This window comes from Serinicoccus chungangensis (genome assembly GCF_006337125.1).
Taxonomy (GTDB): domain Bacteria; phylum Actinomycetota; class Actinomycetes; order Actinomycetales; family Dermatophilaceae; genus Ornithinicoccus; species Ornithinicoccus chungangensis.
Map to the genome: position 1 here is coordinate 1384098 of NZ_CP040887.1, position 12146 is coordinate 1396243.

The following is a 12146-nucleotide window of genomic DNA, read 5'->3' on the forward strand; positions in this document are numbered from 1 at the left end:
CCCCCACGGGAGCTAGCGTGGGGGCGTGAGCGAGGCCGAGCAGCCGGTGCCCTTCGAGGTCTACCAGGAGGGCGTGTACCTGCACGGCACGAAGGCTGACCTCGAGGTGGGCGACGTCCTGACACCGGGCCGGGAGTCGAACTTCGAGGCCGGGCGAGTGATGAACTACGTCTACTTCACCGAGACCCTGGACGCGGCGACCTGGGGTGCGGAGCTGTCCGCCGGGGCGGGCCCGGGGCGGATCTACGTCGTCGAACCGGTGGGGGCCTTCGAGGACGACCCCAACGTCACGGACCAGAAGTTCGCGGGCAACCCGACCCGATCCTTCCGGTCCGCCGAGCCGCTGCGGGTGGTCGGTGAGCTGGGCGGCTGGGTCGGGCATGCTCCGGAGAAGCTGCAGGCCATGCGGGACGGGCTCGCTGCCCTGCCACGGGAGGGCAGGGCCCAGATCGTCGACTGACGGGCGTCTGGCCGGCTGCCGCGCCGACCCGAGCCCTCCACCGGCGGATGGGAATGCTGGCGGTTGAGACCTGGGCCGCGAACGGGCAGGGTGGGGTCCACGACAGAGGTGGACGCCTGGTGCGGTCAGGATCACAGGCAGAGTCGGTGCAGGGGAGGAGCCCGTGGAGAAGAGGTTTGGAGCGCTGCAGCTGGCACGCATACCCGTGCTGCTGCTCCTGATCTGGGCCACCGGGTGGACGGCCCGGGCCAAGGTGGAGGCGATGGCCGAGATCTCGATGGCGGACTACTGGTGGCCGTGGGCGATCACGATCCTGCTGAGCCTGGCCTTCGTCGTCGTCGCGCTGCTCGGCCGGCTCCGTCGACACCCGTGGCTGGTGCTGTCCGTCGAGGCGGTGACCGCCGGTGTCGTCGCCCTGGTGCCGCCCCTCTCGTGGGTCCTGTGGCTCGGGGTCGGCGGATCGTGGGTCACCGCGATGACCGGGGGGCTCGCTCAGCCGCTGGCGATGGCGTGGCTGGCGATCGTCGGCTTCCGTACCGTCCGTCAGGTGCGTGGCTGAGTGGCACCAGAGCCTGATCCTCCGAGGACGATGATGACCGAGAGTGAGGCGCTGTGTGCCGCTACGCCTGACGGCGTCGACGCCGACACGACCTGGACCGGAGCGGTACGGTGGTGGACATGACGGAGCAGGGCGCGGGGACCAGCGACGAGGGTGCCACCATCCTGAGCTTCCCTACAGAACACGAGGCCCCCCGCAGCAGCGAGGTCGACCTCGAGGGTGAGCCGGTCACCGTCATCTACCTCCCGTGGCCGCACGTGGTCGACGGCGCCCAGAGACCAGCCGGCCTCTACTACCACGCGACCGACACCTCCGGGTTCTACCCGGATCCGGCCGTGCGCGGCCTGGACGCGGTGCTCGACGAGGCCCGCCCTTGGCTGCAGCGTCACCTGAGGCTCGTCCGCGAGCCCGGGGAGGGTCCCGAGGACAGCTGACCTCGGGGCCGGGTCGGCCGCTGATGTCCGGGGTCGGGTATGGAGGAGCTGGTGCCAGCCTCGCTGCGTAGACCCGCTGCGGACCGCCACCCGTACGATCAGTGACGTGACGCTTCCCACCCTGCTCGTGATCGACGTGCAGCAGGCCTTCGAGGACTCCGCCTGGGGCGAGCGCAACAACCCTGATGCCGAGACCCGTGTCGGCGAACTCCTGGCCGTATGGCGTGAGCGCGGCGCCCCCGTCGTCCACGTGCGCCACGAGAGCGCCTCGCCCACCGGGCTCTTCCGCCGGGGCACGACAGCATTCGAGTTCAAGCCGGAAGCACGACCGTTGCCGGGCGAGGTGGTCCTCGACAAGCGGGTCAACAGCGCGTTCATCGGCACCGACCTGCAGGAGCACCTGCGGCGCACCGGGGCCGAGTGCGTCGTCGTCGCCGGCCTGACGACGGATCACTGCTGCTCGACGACGGCCCGCATGGCCGGCAACCTGGGGTTCGAGACATGGTTCGTCTCAGACGCCACGGCGACCCACGCCCGCGCCGGCTTCGACGCCGAGACGATGCACCGGACGGCCCTCGCCAGCCTGGACGGGGAGTTCGCCGAGGTCATGACCACGGCTGAGGCGATCACCCGCCTCCACGAGTCGACCAAGTGACGAGGCCGAGCGGACTGGCGCCGCTCAGCGCTCGACGGTCACTCCCAGGGCATGTCCCGCAGGATGTCCTGCGGGCGGGCCAGCACGGTGTAGAAGAACCACGACGCCGCGGCGCAGACGACCATGATGGCCGCCATCGGCACCGCCGAGTCGACCCCGAACAGCCCGCTGACCGGTGAGATGAGCGCGCCGAAGACGAAGTTGGTCGCCCCGAGCAGGGCGGCAGCCGCTCCGGCCCGCTCGCCGTGGTCGGCCAGCGCGATGCTCGGGCTGTTCGGCATGACGAAGCCCACCGAGCCCATCAGCAGGACGATGCCGCCGACGATGGCCCACACGCTGAGGTCCACCAGCGCGGCGGTGAGCAGGGCCAGGGCGATGGCCAGCATGGAGGGCAGCGCCACCCGCAGCACCGAGGCCGGGTGCACCGTGCGCACGAGGGACCCGTTGATCTGGCTGGTGACTGTGAGCGCCCCCGCGCCCGCGGCGAAGACGAAGGCATACTGCTGGGTGCTCATCCCGTACAGCCCCTGGAAGACGAAGGTCGCGCTGGAGATGTAGGCGAACAGGCATCCCATCGCGGTGCACGCGGTCAGGACGAGGCCGATGTAGCGTCGGTCCGAGAGCAGCACCCGGTAGCTGGCCCACAGGGTCCGAGGGCCGAAGTGGCGCCGCCGCTCCGGGGGCAGGGTCTCCTTGACGAGGACCAGCGCCAGCACCGCCAGCAGCAGCCCGAAGGCTCCCAGCGCCCAGAAGATGGTCCGCCAGCTGCCGAAGATCAGGAACTGGGCGCCCAGCGTCGGCGCCAGGATCGGGGCCACGCCGACCACGAGGAACAGCCGGGAGATGAAGGTGGCCAGCCGGGAGCCGCTGTAGAGGTCGCGGACCATGGCCTGGGACAGCACCATCCCGGCCGCGCCGGTCAGGCCCTGCACGAAGCGCAGCACCAGCAGCACCTCGATCGAGGAGGAGACCGCGATCGCCACCGAGACCACGACGTAGAGGGTCAGCGACGCGATCAACGGTCGGCGTCGGCCGAAGGAGTCCGACAACGCCCCGATGAGCAGCTGGCCGGTGGCGAGCCCGACCAGGGTCGCGGTCAGGGTCAGCTGCACCGTGGCCTCGGTCGTGGAGAGGTCTTCCACGACGGCCGGGAAGGCCGCGAGGTACATGTCGATCGTCAGTGGGCCGATCGCGACGAGTGCCCCGAAGAGCAGCAGTCGGCCCACCGAGGAGGGTGGGGTGCTGGGCGGGGACGATGCTGGGGCTGTCGCGACGGGGGCCGATCTCACCACGGGTGAAGAGTGGATGCCCTGGTTGATATTCCCGGCTGCGGTGCGGACGAACCGTGGCGGCCCGGGACACCCTTCCGGGATCAGGTCGGTGGGGAGCCTCGGGGGGTGCCACCACACCCGGGCCGCTGCCCAGGTCTACCAGGGCGTCTCGCTCTACCCGGCGTGCGGGAATGAGGTGCTCGACCTCGATGGCACCACGTGGTACCAGCTGCTCCCGGACGAGCAGCACGTCCTCCTCGAGACGCATGACGATGAGAACTCGGTGGGCACGACGCACCCGGCTCGGCGATGGTCGCTCGTGCTGTGGTGCCGCAGGAGGATGATCGTCTGGATCCCACCTACCCGGCGACTCCGCCGGTGCCACCTTTGCCCCCTGCCGGGTGGTGCCCCGACCCGTTCCATGGCGCTGGGAAGAGGTTCTGGAACGGCGCCGGCTGGACCGAGCTCGCCTGGGGGTAGCGCCAACCTGATGTGTTCACCGCCGACGCGATGACTGCGGCATGTCCGCATGATCGTTTTAAGGCGCGTCGCCAAGCTTGCGGACAACGTACTGGTTGAGGCTGAGGTGCTCTTCAGCTGCCTTGATGGCGAGCTGGCGGTGGAGTCGTTCACCGACACGGAGATTGAACTTGCCCGAATAGGTGCGAGAGGACAGTGGGTCTGGAATCGGCTCACCGTTGCGGTGCAGGTCTTCAACGACCTCATCCACCAGATCGCGAAGGCCTTGCAGGGACTCGTCCTGAGTAGGGGCGAGCCAGGACAGGGAGGGCAGTTCGAGGCAGGTGGCGACGAACTCTTGGTCCTCGGGCGACCAGCTGACGCGGTAGGTGTAGTGGGTGATGTCGGGGATCGTGGTGCTCACTGGGCTGCCTCCTTCTTGTCGATGGCTGCCAGGACCTGGCGGACCTGGTACGGCTTGGCCTTGCCGTGGTCGTTCTGGATATTCACTCGCGGGTCCCCGGGCCACGGGGTCTTGTACACGGCGTGGGAGCCACCGCTTGTCCTGGGCGGTCCGAAGTAGTGCTCGCACACCTTCGCGAGGTCCTCATACCGGATGTTGGCCGGATTGGCTCTTATCTGGGCCAGGATCTTCGCAACTGACGGCACAACTCGATGGTACTGCCCGCAGTACCACAGAACAAGGGGATCCGCGCCCGAGAGCTGGGCTGGTCGAACAAGGACCGGCCGTTCGTCAGGTGCCGGAGGCCATGTAGGCGGCGAGGATGTAGTTGGGGTGACGGTCGAGGTTCTTGCGCGCTCGGTCGTAACGCATGGTGGTGCGGGGGTCGGCATGGCGCGCGGCAATTTGGACGTCGCGCAGGTCGACGCCGGCATCGAGCATGGTGGTGACGAACGTGTGCCGCAGCATGTGCGGATGCATCCGCGGCAAGTTGATGCCGGCGCCGTCGGCCAGGTGGTGCAAACGACGGGTGGCGGCGTGACGGTCCATCCGCCCGCCCTGCCGGTTCCGCAGGATCGGCCCATCCTCACGGTGGTCGACGGCGCGTTCGATCGCGCTGCACCGCTGGCGGCAGGGGTGTCAGGACGACCTTGCCGCCCTTGCCGCACACCTTCAGCACCCGGTGGCCGTGCTCCTCCCGCAGATCCCAGATGTCGGCGCCGCACGCTTCGAAGATGCGCAGGCCGAGCAGGCCCAGCATGGCGACCAGGGCGAAGTCGTTGATGTTGCTGCTGACGCGCGCCGCCTGCAGCATCGCTTCGAACTGCAGGTGAGACAGGCCGAGGGTGGGGGATTCGGGCGGTACATGTGGGCGGCGGACATGGTCGGCCGGGGAGGCGGTGAGGACACCGTCGATGACGGCCGTGCGATAGAAACCGATCACCACGGACAGCCGCCGTGAGATCGTGGACGGCTTGTACCGGCGGGTCTCCTGCATCCACCGCACGTACAGCTCGACGTGCACCCGGTGGGCGGTCAAGGGGTCCAGGTGTCGTGCGGCGCACCAGGTCAGGAAGGCGCGCAGGTCCGACTCGGTGTGCGTGCGCGTCTGCCCGCTGTAACGGGCAAGGTGCGCGGCCACCGCCTGGCGCAGCGCGGCAACGGAGGGGTCGTCGGTCAATATTGGAACGAGGGCGGAGGTGATCTGGAAGTTGTTCATGAACCATCGTGACCGCACATGGTCGACGCGAACTCGAGCCGACCGACGTGCGGCAGTTCCGTATGTTCAGTGACGCCGTTCGTTCAGTCGCAGAGCGGTCGTGAGCTGAGACCAGGCCATTGCGCCGAGGACGCGATCAGACTTGGGGTTGCCGCCGCGTGCCATGGCATGTCCGCCGTCCGGTGCCCTTTCTCCGGGGAGGATGGTGCGGTGCCCGCCTTCGGGCAGGTGCACGTGGCGGGTGTCGAGGCGGTGCGCCGCCCGCCGGTTAGCGATGGCGCGGGCGGAGTCGGTAGAAGGCCAGACCTGGTCGTCGCCGCCGCTGACCAGGAGCACTTCCGGGATGTTCTCGACGCGGATGGTGGCCTGCTCCAACGTTGTGGTGCTGGCAGCCTCCAGCGACGCCTGGTACACCGGCAGGTACCTCGACAACCCGTCAATAGATGCGGGGTTGGGTGGTCGCTGGATGGGCACGAAGGGCAACGGTCGTCCCTGCCAGGTCCAGTGTGCGGCCCACCGTCGCTGGTCCGGGTCATATCCCGGCCAGGTCACATGCGAGGGCGCGAAGGCGGCGACAGTTCGCACGCGCGGGTCCAGGGACGCGGTGACCAAGGCGGCCTCGGCCCCGAAAGAGACCCCGACGATCGACAGGAAATTAGCTTCTTTGGCCAGGTGGTCTAAGGCTGAGGTGAAGGTCTCGAGAGGGATCTCCCCGGGGCCGGGTGGTTGGCCAGGTCCCCCGAACCACTGAAGAGGTAACGCGTGGGCTCCGTGGGCCGCGAGGAGCCTGGCGCGGTCGGTGTCCACGCGGCCGCTCGAGCCGGCCAGCACGAGCACGCCAGTGCCGGTCGGACGCACCGGACGGAGAGCCTCCACGTCGACACCGTAGCCACATCCCGAACCCGACGACCGCAGCCCTTCTACCCGCACGCGGCATGTGCGTGCGTAGTCGTCTGTAATACACTTGGGGTGTGAGCGAAGCGTTCGACCTGGAAGCGCTCGATGACATCGAGCCCTTCGAGATCGACCAGCAAGCCGCTCACCTGTTCAAGCATCCGCACCTGGGGATGGACGACGTGATCGATGCGTGGACCAGCGACCCGCTGTTCTACCCGGCCAGGCCGCCCGCTCACTGGTTGATGCTCGCGGAAGTCAGTGGGCGAGTACTCATCGTGCCGCTGGCTCCATCTCGGTCGGGCGATCCGAGCAAGTGCCGACCGATCGGCTGCTACGAGGCGTCTTCGGGCCTCGCCGCTACGTACCGGAGGGACCGTGATGAGCACTGACGACAGCCGGCCGATGACGCCGGAGCAGGAGTACGAGTTCTACGCCGACCCGCGCAACCAGGAGCCCCAGGGGCCTGCGCGTCGTCGCAAGCGTCCACTGAGCGCACCCGTGCCAGTGCGCTTCCCAGCGGATCTGCTCGAGGAAGTCAAGCGCGCCGCAGAAGCTGACGATCGTTCAGTCTCGGCCTGGATCCGCCGAGCCGTCGAGCACGAGCTGTCTCGCCCCGCCTGACCCCGTGAGCCCAGCACGCGGCCAGCGGCAGATCCGTGCGCCTGGTTGCTCCTGCGAGCGTCGGCGCCGACAGCTGGGGATCTTGCGGCATGCGGTGTAGCTGGGGGTCGGGGTCGACCGGAGATGCAATGTCCGCCGCTGGGTGGTTGCCTGTGTGCCAATCCGGCAGAAAGGCTTCGACCGACGTGGACATCAACCTGCTCCTGGCATTATTTGCTGGGGCGCTCTTGACCTTTGCCGCTTTCTCGACGGTGCTGCAGCGGGCCAGCCTGCCCGGTCCGCTGCTATGCCTGTGCTTCGGAGCAATGATCGGCCCGCACGCCCTGGACCTCATGCGGATCGAGGACTTCGGGGTGCCGACCGGGACCTTGCTCGAGCATGCGGCCAGGATCACCCTGGCGGTGGGGCTGGCCGGCGTCGCGCTGCGCCTGCCGCACGGCTACTGGCGGGCCAACGCCCGCTGGATCGTCACCATCATCGGGCTAGGAATGCTTCTCATGCTCGTCCTGGCCACGGGTGTGGCGTGGTGGGGTCTCGGAGTGCCGTTCCTGGTGGCACTGCTGGTGGGCGCGATCGTGACGCCGACGGACCCGGTGGTCACGACCCCCATCGTGACCGGGTCGCTGGCTGAGGAGAAGGTGCCCGAGAAGGTGCGGCACAACCTCTCGGCCGAGAGCGGGATCAACGACGGCCTGGGCTACCTCTTCGTCATGCTGCCCGTCCTGCTGATCACCAAGCCCGACCAGGCGTGGCAGGAACTGCTGACCAAGGTCCTGCTGCGGGAGGTGGTGGGCGCGGCAGTGGTCGGTGCCGTCGCCGGCCTCGCCCTGGGAAAGTTGTTCGTCCTGGTCCGAGACCACGGGCTGATGGAGGAAAGCTCCTACCTGGCGTTCATCGTTCCGCTGTCTCTCGTGCTGCTGGGCGGTGGCAAGCTGCTGGGCACCGACGCACTCCTCGCCGTGTTCGTCGGTGCCGCCGTGTTCGGTCAGGTCATCCCCCAACGTGAGGAGGCAGAGGAGGACAAGGTGCACGACGCCGTCGCCCGCCTCTTCCTGCTGCCGATCTTCATCCTGTTGGGCCTGGCACTACCCATCGACGAGTGGGCCGGACTGGGCTGGCCGGCGGTCGCCATCCTCACGGGAACCGTCCTGCTCCGGCGCCTGGCAACGATCTGGGCACTATGGCCTCTGCTCAAGAGCGTGCATGACCGTAGCGAGACAGTCTTCCTCAGCTGGTTCGCCCCCATCGGCGTCTCGGCACTGTTCTACGCCACCCTGGCCGAACGGCACACCGGCAACCACGACATCTTCCTCTACGCCACCCTGGCGATCACCATCTCGGTCCTGCTCCACGGCCTCACCTCCGCGCCCTTCAGCGCCTGGCTGCACGCTCACGAACCAGAACGACGCGAAAAGCAAGAAGAACCAGCCGGATGACATGCCGATCGGTCAACGTACAACGTGGCTCTCCATGTAGGCCACGCCAATGCCACCTGATGCGGCATGACAGGACGTCTAGCCGAGTTGCGATGGGGGTGATGCAGACGGCGCTGGGCATCGCAAACGGGGAAGGGTGATGACGCTGTGCGCGAGGCAACAACTCCGGATCGGGAGACCTTGGTGGTTCGGTCGGCGGGGCGGCTGGCCACCGCGACCACCCCTGGACGGCAGTGCGGGAGGATTGCCCCGTATATCGGTGTGTCCGTGCGCGCGTCTTCGTGCCGCGCCCTTCGTTTGGACGAAAGTTGAAGCCAGGGAAGCAAGGAGATGTGATGGAACTCGTTACGCGGGTCGATGTCGGGGACCCGAGACGGACCCGGGTGGATGCCAAGTGCCTGCTCTCCATCGAGTTGGATGATGGTGAGCGCGTTCCGCTGCTCACCGATCGAGGATGGGGGTCAACCGCGTCGTGGACCGAAACCAGCATGGAGGAGATGGAGACCGACGCCCTGACGGTTGTCGGGCCTGACGCCCCCTTCGATGACCACACCGAGGAGGAGATGGCCCGCGGCTACTGGAAGATGTTGGAGCGTGAAGCACGGGACCGGAACGTGGCCATCACCGCAGAAGAACTCGCCGAACTTCCGCACCATGTCGAGTTCACGGAGGAAGTCTTCACCCGAGTAGAGGGAGTGAACGGGGCCTGACTGGGTGAGCAGCTCAACCTAGCCCAAGGTCAGGATCCCGGCAGGTATCCCGACCCCCGCATGTCGACCTGTCGGTAGTCCGCCACACCGGTCACACCCGCTATCACCCTGCGGCGCGAGCGTGCGTCCACGCTGCCCGCGGCAATGTCGGACGGGCCGGAGGCTAGCGTCCTCCTGGCGGCAGATCCGGATGGCCGCTCGTTGAACGCTACGACGCCTCAGGGAGCGGTTGGTGTGAAGGACTACCGGTGGTAGTCAGCCGTCCGAGCCCTCGCCAAGGAAGACCGCGCGGCCTGATTCGTGACGCCAGATCGCGTGGTCAAGGTGGAGCTCGTTTGTCTCCAGCTGCCGAGCAACGCCTCCCACCAATTCACGGGCTCTCTCCCCGGAGACTTCCTGTCCGAACACTCGGCTGACATACCCGACGACCATGCGGTCAGCCTTCACGCCGGGCACACCACAGAGCATCAAGAAGTAGGTCCATGTGAGTCCACTGCGCTGGCCCGGGAGGTTGAGCCATCGACGCTTCAGCGGGGAGCTCTCCTGCTTCTCCCGACCAGCGAGTGCGCCTCGCACATCGATCACTGAATCCATGCCCTGCTCAACAAGTGCCTCCGCTGCGCCGTACGCCGCTTCAGCCTTTGTCGGCGCGCCGGCTCGGGTGGATGTTTTCCACTTGTTGGTACGCTCGATCAAGCCATCGACTCCTCCCCACCGATCTACCGCGGACACAAGCTCCCGCGCACCGTCTCGGTCAGGGTTAGCACCTTCATCGATCCGGGCTCTCCGGTACCTATTCACCGCGTTGATGACGCCCGTGTAGTGGTTCCCAGTGGAGTAGATGGAGTCAATGACAGCCAGGGCGGCGCTCTCATACCCCGCCGGGCGGAACCACCGGTCGGCATCCGTACCTAAGTCCCGCTTCACGGCCCGGGATAGCTGCTCTAGCATCGCTTCAGACATCTGAGCTTCTCCTTAACGGCAGACGAGCACAACATTTGCGGTGGGGCTCCCGCCACGGTAGCGGTGCTCGCAAGCAGTCGATCGAGGCGCTATGCGAGAGCCCAGCTCTCGCGGTCCGAGTGGGCCTGGAGCGCGATCGCAAGGCGGCAGACGATTATGTGCCGTTAGGCTCGTCCGGCGCGGACTGAGGTCACGCCTCAGGCTGGCGGATTGTGTCTTTGATTCACGCAGCCAAGGGGTGCAGCGCCACGGTCGTCGCGGGGCCACCGAGGGCACATCGACGGTGGTGAGGGCAACACCCCGCGGCTGTGATGGCGCCATCGTCCTCGGTTTCATTGCCTAGCTATTGGTAAGTTGCGGGCTCGGGAGATTCGGGGCACTGGGGGTGGGTGGGGCGTAGGTGCTCCTCCCAGTGCACGTTCGAGGGCAACTTCTTCACGAAGGCAGGTATTGGCGTGACGATCGATGGCAGTGTTTCTCTCGGTGCGATGAAGCGCGCCTGGTCTCGGGGTGGGGAGATGCTCATCCTTCGGTATGCGCTGGCCGGTGCGGATGCGCAGGCGCGCCTCGAGGAAGTCCTGCTTCAGGGAGATGACCTGCCGGAGAGCCAGCAGCTGGCTGGGGATGCGGTGGTGGTCTCCAGTGAGGACCCCTCGGTGTGCTTCCTGGTCGTCGATGGGGATCTGTGGACGGACCTGGAGCCCTGGCTGACGTTCGTGAGGTCCAACCTGGTGGACACGCCGCCTCATGGCGTGCTCGGTCTGGGGACGACCTACCGGCGGCCTCGATGGCTGATGGACGGCTCGGAACGCATCGCGTACACCGCCCTGCTGCGGCTGGACCACGACCTGCCGAACGGGCCGCGGGGTCAGGCCCGGCCCACCCGGCGGCGCGCCACCCAGAGCACGTGCTCGACCTCTCCCAGCAGCTGATCTCGTCCCCGCCTGAGACCCGCTGCAGCATCGACTTCGGCGGCCCGGCGGTGCAACTGGAACCGGACGCTGCCTGGGCCGCCTGGCACAAACTCGTCAGTGGCAGCGGTTTCGGGGTGCTCCACCTCGACGACCACAGCTCTCAGACGCAGCGGACCGTCGCCGTCCACCCTGGCTCCCCATACCTGGCGCTGGGGGTCTCGATGCCCGCCGCGCGTGGGTGGCAGGACGGTCTGTCCGAAATCACCACGACCGTCATGAGCATCGTCGGCGTCGTGTCCGTGGGTGGCATCGCCCGCGCCAAGCGCCTGTTCCCGGCGTCCCTCGGCCCCAATGACCCGCGCCGCAACTGGAAGGCTTGGATGATGGTGGCGCTTTACCCAGGCGACGTGGCCGGTGTCCCGGAGATCTTTGGGTGGATGCTCCTTCAACCTGACATGCTGCCGCACGGGGACTTGGCCGGGTGGGTCGTCCGTCCGGTTGGCGCCGACGACGATGGCCTCGTGGTGGTCGAGGCCACCGACCGGGAGGCCTGGTTCAGGGACCTGCCCCCGGACGACGCGGTCATCCGAGAGGCCCAGCACCAGTTCGTCGACGTCCTCTGGGACAGAGACCGGCTCTAACCCAGGACCTCGCCGGGAAGGGTCCCGACAGGCTGTCGCCGATCGGCTCACCTACACCCTGGGCCAGGTCCGGTCGATCCGGTTGGCCCACCCAAGGTGTATCGCTTTGACTATCGATCGTTGCAGCACCTGAAGGCGACTCTCACCTACACCCCACGTCCCACTGAGCGCAGGGCGGCATGACAGTGCAGTCTCGCTTCCCGTCAGGCGTGGACTTTGGGGGCACTTGCCGAACCGATCCCGACTGATCCGTTGCAGTGCCCTCACGGTTGCTCGGCCGTGACCCGAATCTGCACCGGTGCGACATGGGCCCGCACATCAATCGTGGGCACAGCTATCTCAGTGCGTCATACCTAATCCATGAGCACTCCGAAGGCCTGGGTCATCAGCCTAGTGGTGGGACTGCTGTGGTTGATGTCCATTTCGATGCTCACAAGCGAATTT

17 protein-coding genes are annotated in these 12146 nt (G+C 67.3%); 11 read left to right on the forward strand and 6 right to left on the reverse strand.

The genetic code is table 11. From position 1 onward, the window contains the following. Positions 1-25 precede the first annotated feature (25 nt). The 4 genes from arr (at position 26) to FHD63_RS06145 (ending at position 2108) form a co-directional block, all read left to right on the forward strand. Positions 26-460 carry an NAD(+)--rifampin ADP-ribosyltransferase gene (gene arr, locus FHD63_RS06130; RefSeq protein WP_139720999.1) on the forward strand — a complete coding sequence of 145 codons (435 nt, stop codon included), beginning with the start codon at positions 26-28 and terminating at the stop codon, positions 458-460. 163 nt (positions 461-623) lie between these two features. Next, positions 624-1019: a hypothetical protein gene (locus tag FHD63_RS06135; RefSeq protein ID WP_139721000.1), complete on the forward strand. Its 396-nt coding sequence runs from the start codon at positions 624-626 to the stop codon at positions 1017-1019. Between the two features lie 119 nt (positions 1020-1138). Beyond that, positions 1139-1453 (forward strand): hypothetical protein, encoded by a 315-nt coding sequence (locus FHD63_RS06140; protein WP_139721002.1) that lies wholly within the window; start codon positions 1139-1141, stop codon positions 1451-1453. 106 nt (positions 1454-1559) lie between these two features. Beyond that, entirely contained in the window at positions 1560-2108 is a 549-nt protein-coding gene (locus FHD63_RS06145) for a cysteine hydrolase family protein (RefSeq protein ID WP_202978424.1), read from the forward strand. A 38-nt stretch (positions 2109-2146) separates the two neighbouring features. Here FHD63_RS06145 and FHD63_RS06150 read toward each other — a convergent pair whose 3' ends face one another. Then, positions 2147-3334 (reverse strand): multidrug effflux MFS transporter, encoded by a 1188-nt coding sequence (locus tag FHD63_RS06150; RefSeq protein WP_158296721.1) that lies wholly within the window; start codon positions 3332-3334, stop codon positions 2147-2149. A gap of 354 nt (positions 3335-3688) precedes the next feature. Between FHD63_RS06150 and FHD63_RS17025 the strand changes: the two genes are divergently transcribed. Then, entirely contained in the window at positions 3689-3859 is a 171-nt protein-coding gene (locus FHD63_RS17025; protein ID WP_083518839.1) for a DUF2510 domain-containing protein, read from the forward strand. Positions 3860-3917: 58 nt separating this feature from the next. Here the strand turns inward: FHD63_RS17025 and FHD63_RS06160 are convergent, their stop codons facing one another. The 4 genes from FHD63_RS06160 to FHD63_RS06175 form a co-directional block, all read right to left on the reverse strand. Continuing rightward, positions 3918-4262 carry a type II toxin-antitoxin system HicB family antitoxin gene (locus FHD63_RS06160; protein WP_058891361.1) on the reverse strand — a complete coding sequence of 115 codons (345 nt, stop codon included), beginning with the start codon at positions 4260-4262 and terminating at the stop codon, positions 3918-3920. A 330-nt stretch (positions 4263-4592) separates the two neighbouring features. Beyond that, positions 4593-4913: a tyrosine-type recombinase/integrase gene (locus FHD63_RS16250; RefSeq protein ID WP_202978456.1), complete on the reverse strand. Its 321-nt coding sequence runs from the start codon at positions 4911-4913 to the stop codon at positions 4593-4595. Continuing rightward, positions 4888-5520 carry a tyrosine-type recombinase/integrase gene (locus FHD63_RS06170; RefSeq protein WP_202978426.1) on the reverse strand — a complete coding sequence of 211 codons (633 nt, stop codon included), beginning with the start codon at positions 5518-5520 and terminating at the stop codon, positions 4888-4890. The genes FHD63_RS16250 and FHD63_RS06170 overlap by 26 nt, the downstream gene beginning before the upstream one ends. Positions 5521-5586: 66 nt before the next feature. Further along, complete coding sequence (locus FHD63_RS06175) at positions 5587-6396, reverse strand: acyl-CoA thioester hydrolase/BAAT C-terminal domain-containing protein (protein WP_139721008.1); 810 nt, start codon at positions 6394-6396, stop codon at positions 5587-5589. Between the two features lie 95 nt (positions 6397-6491). On the opposite strand from FHD63_RS06175, the gene FHD63_RS06180 reads away from it, so the two are divergent. The 4 genes from FHD63_RS06180 to FHD63_RS06195 all read left to right on the forward strand — a co-directional run bounded on the left by FHD63_RS06180 (position 6492) and on the right by FHD63_RS06195 (position 9184). Further along, on the forward strand, positions 6492-6806 hold the full coding sequence (locus FHD63_RS06180) for a hypothetical protein (protein WP_139721010.1): 315 nt from the start codon (positions 6492-6494) through the stop codon (positions 6804-6806). Next, complete coding sequence (locus FHD63_RS06185) at positions 6796-7038, forward strand: YlcI/YnfO family protein (RefSeq protein WP_139721011.1); 243 nt, start codon at positions 6796-6798, stop codon at positions 7036-7038. The genes FHD63_RS06180 and FHD63_RS06185 overlap by 11 nt, the downstream gene beginning before the upstream one ends. A 185-nt stretch (positions 7039-7223) precedes the next feature. Next, a complete protein-coding gene (locus FHD63_RS06190) occupies positions 7224-8474 on the forward strand; it encodes a cation:proton antiporter domain-containing protein (protein ID WP_139721013.1) in 1251 nt (416 codons plus the stop codon). 335 nt (positions 8475-8809) lie between these two features. Beyond that, entirely contained in the window at positions 8810-9184 is a 375-nt protein-coding gene (locus FHD63_RS06195; protein WP_134772179.1) for a hypothetical protein, read from the forward strand. A gap of 255 nt (positions 9185-9439) precedes the next feature. Here the strand turns inward: FHD63_RS06195 and FHD63_RS06200 are convergent, their stop codons facing one another. Then, positions 9440-10147, reverse strand: a complete 708-nt coding sequence (locus FHD63_RS06200; RefSeq protein ID WP_139721015.1) for a heme peroxidase — start codon at positions 10145-10147, stop codon at positions 9440-9442. Positions 10148-10602: 455 nt separating this feature from the next. On the opposite strand from FHD63_RS06200, the gene FHD63_RS06205 reads away from it, so the two are divergent. Together FHD63_RS06205 and FHD63_RS06210 are read left to right on the forward strand one after the other, a co-directional pair. After that, complete coding sequence (locus FHD63_RS06205) at positions 10603-11079, forward strand: hypothetical protein (RefSeq protein ID WP_139721016.1); 477 nt, start codon at positions 10603-10605, stop codon at positions 11077-11079. Beyond that, positions 11055-11702 carry a hypothetical protein gene (locus FHD63_RS06210; RefSeq protein WP_139721018.1) on the forward strand — a complete coding sequence of 216 codons (648 nt, stop codon included), beginning with the start codon at positions 11055-11057 and terminating at the stop codon, positions 11700-11702. Before FHD63_RS06205 ends, FHD63_RS06210 begins: the two co-directional genes overlap by 25 nt. Positions 11703-12146 lie beyond the last annotated feature (444 nt).

Bases quoted from the DNA above. Each gene is read 5' to 3' on its own strand.
- FHD63_RS17025 (WP_083518839.1), top strand. From the start codon at position 3,689: ATGGTCGCTCGTGCTGTGGTGCCGCAGGAGGATGATCGTCTGGATCCC.
- FHD63_RS06185 (WP_139721011.1), top strand. From the start codon at position 6,796: ATGAGCACTGACGACAGCCGGCCGATGACGCCGGAGCAGGAGTACGAG.
- FHD63_RS06170 (WP_202978426.1), bottom strand. From the start codon at position 5,520: ATGAACAACTTCCAGATCACCTCCGCCCTCGTTCCAATATTGACCGAC.
- FHD63_RS06195 (WP_134772179.1), top strand. From the start codon at position 8,810: ATGGAACTCGTTACGCGGGTCGATGTCGGGGACCCGAGACGGACCCGG.
- FHD63_RS06200 (WP_139721015.1), bottom strand. From the start codon at position 10,147: ATGTCTGAAGCGATGCTAGAGCAGCTATCCCGGGCCGTGAAGCGGGAC.
- FHD63_RS06140 (WP_139721002.1), top strand. From the start codon at position 1,139: ATGACGGAGCAGGGCGCGGGGACCAGCGACGAGGGTGCCACCATCCTG.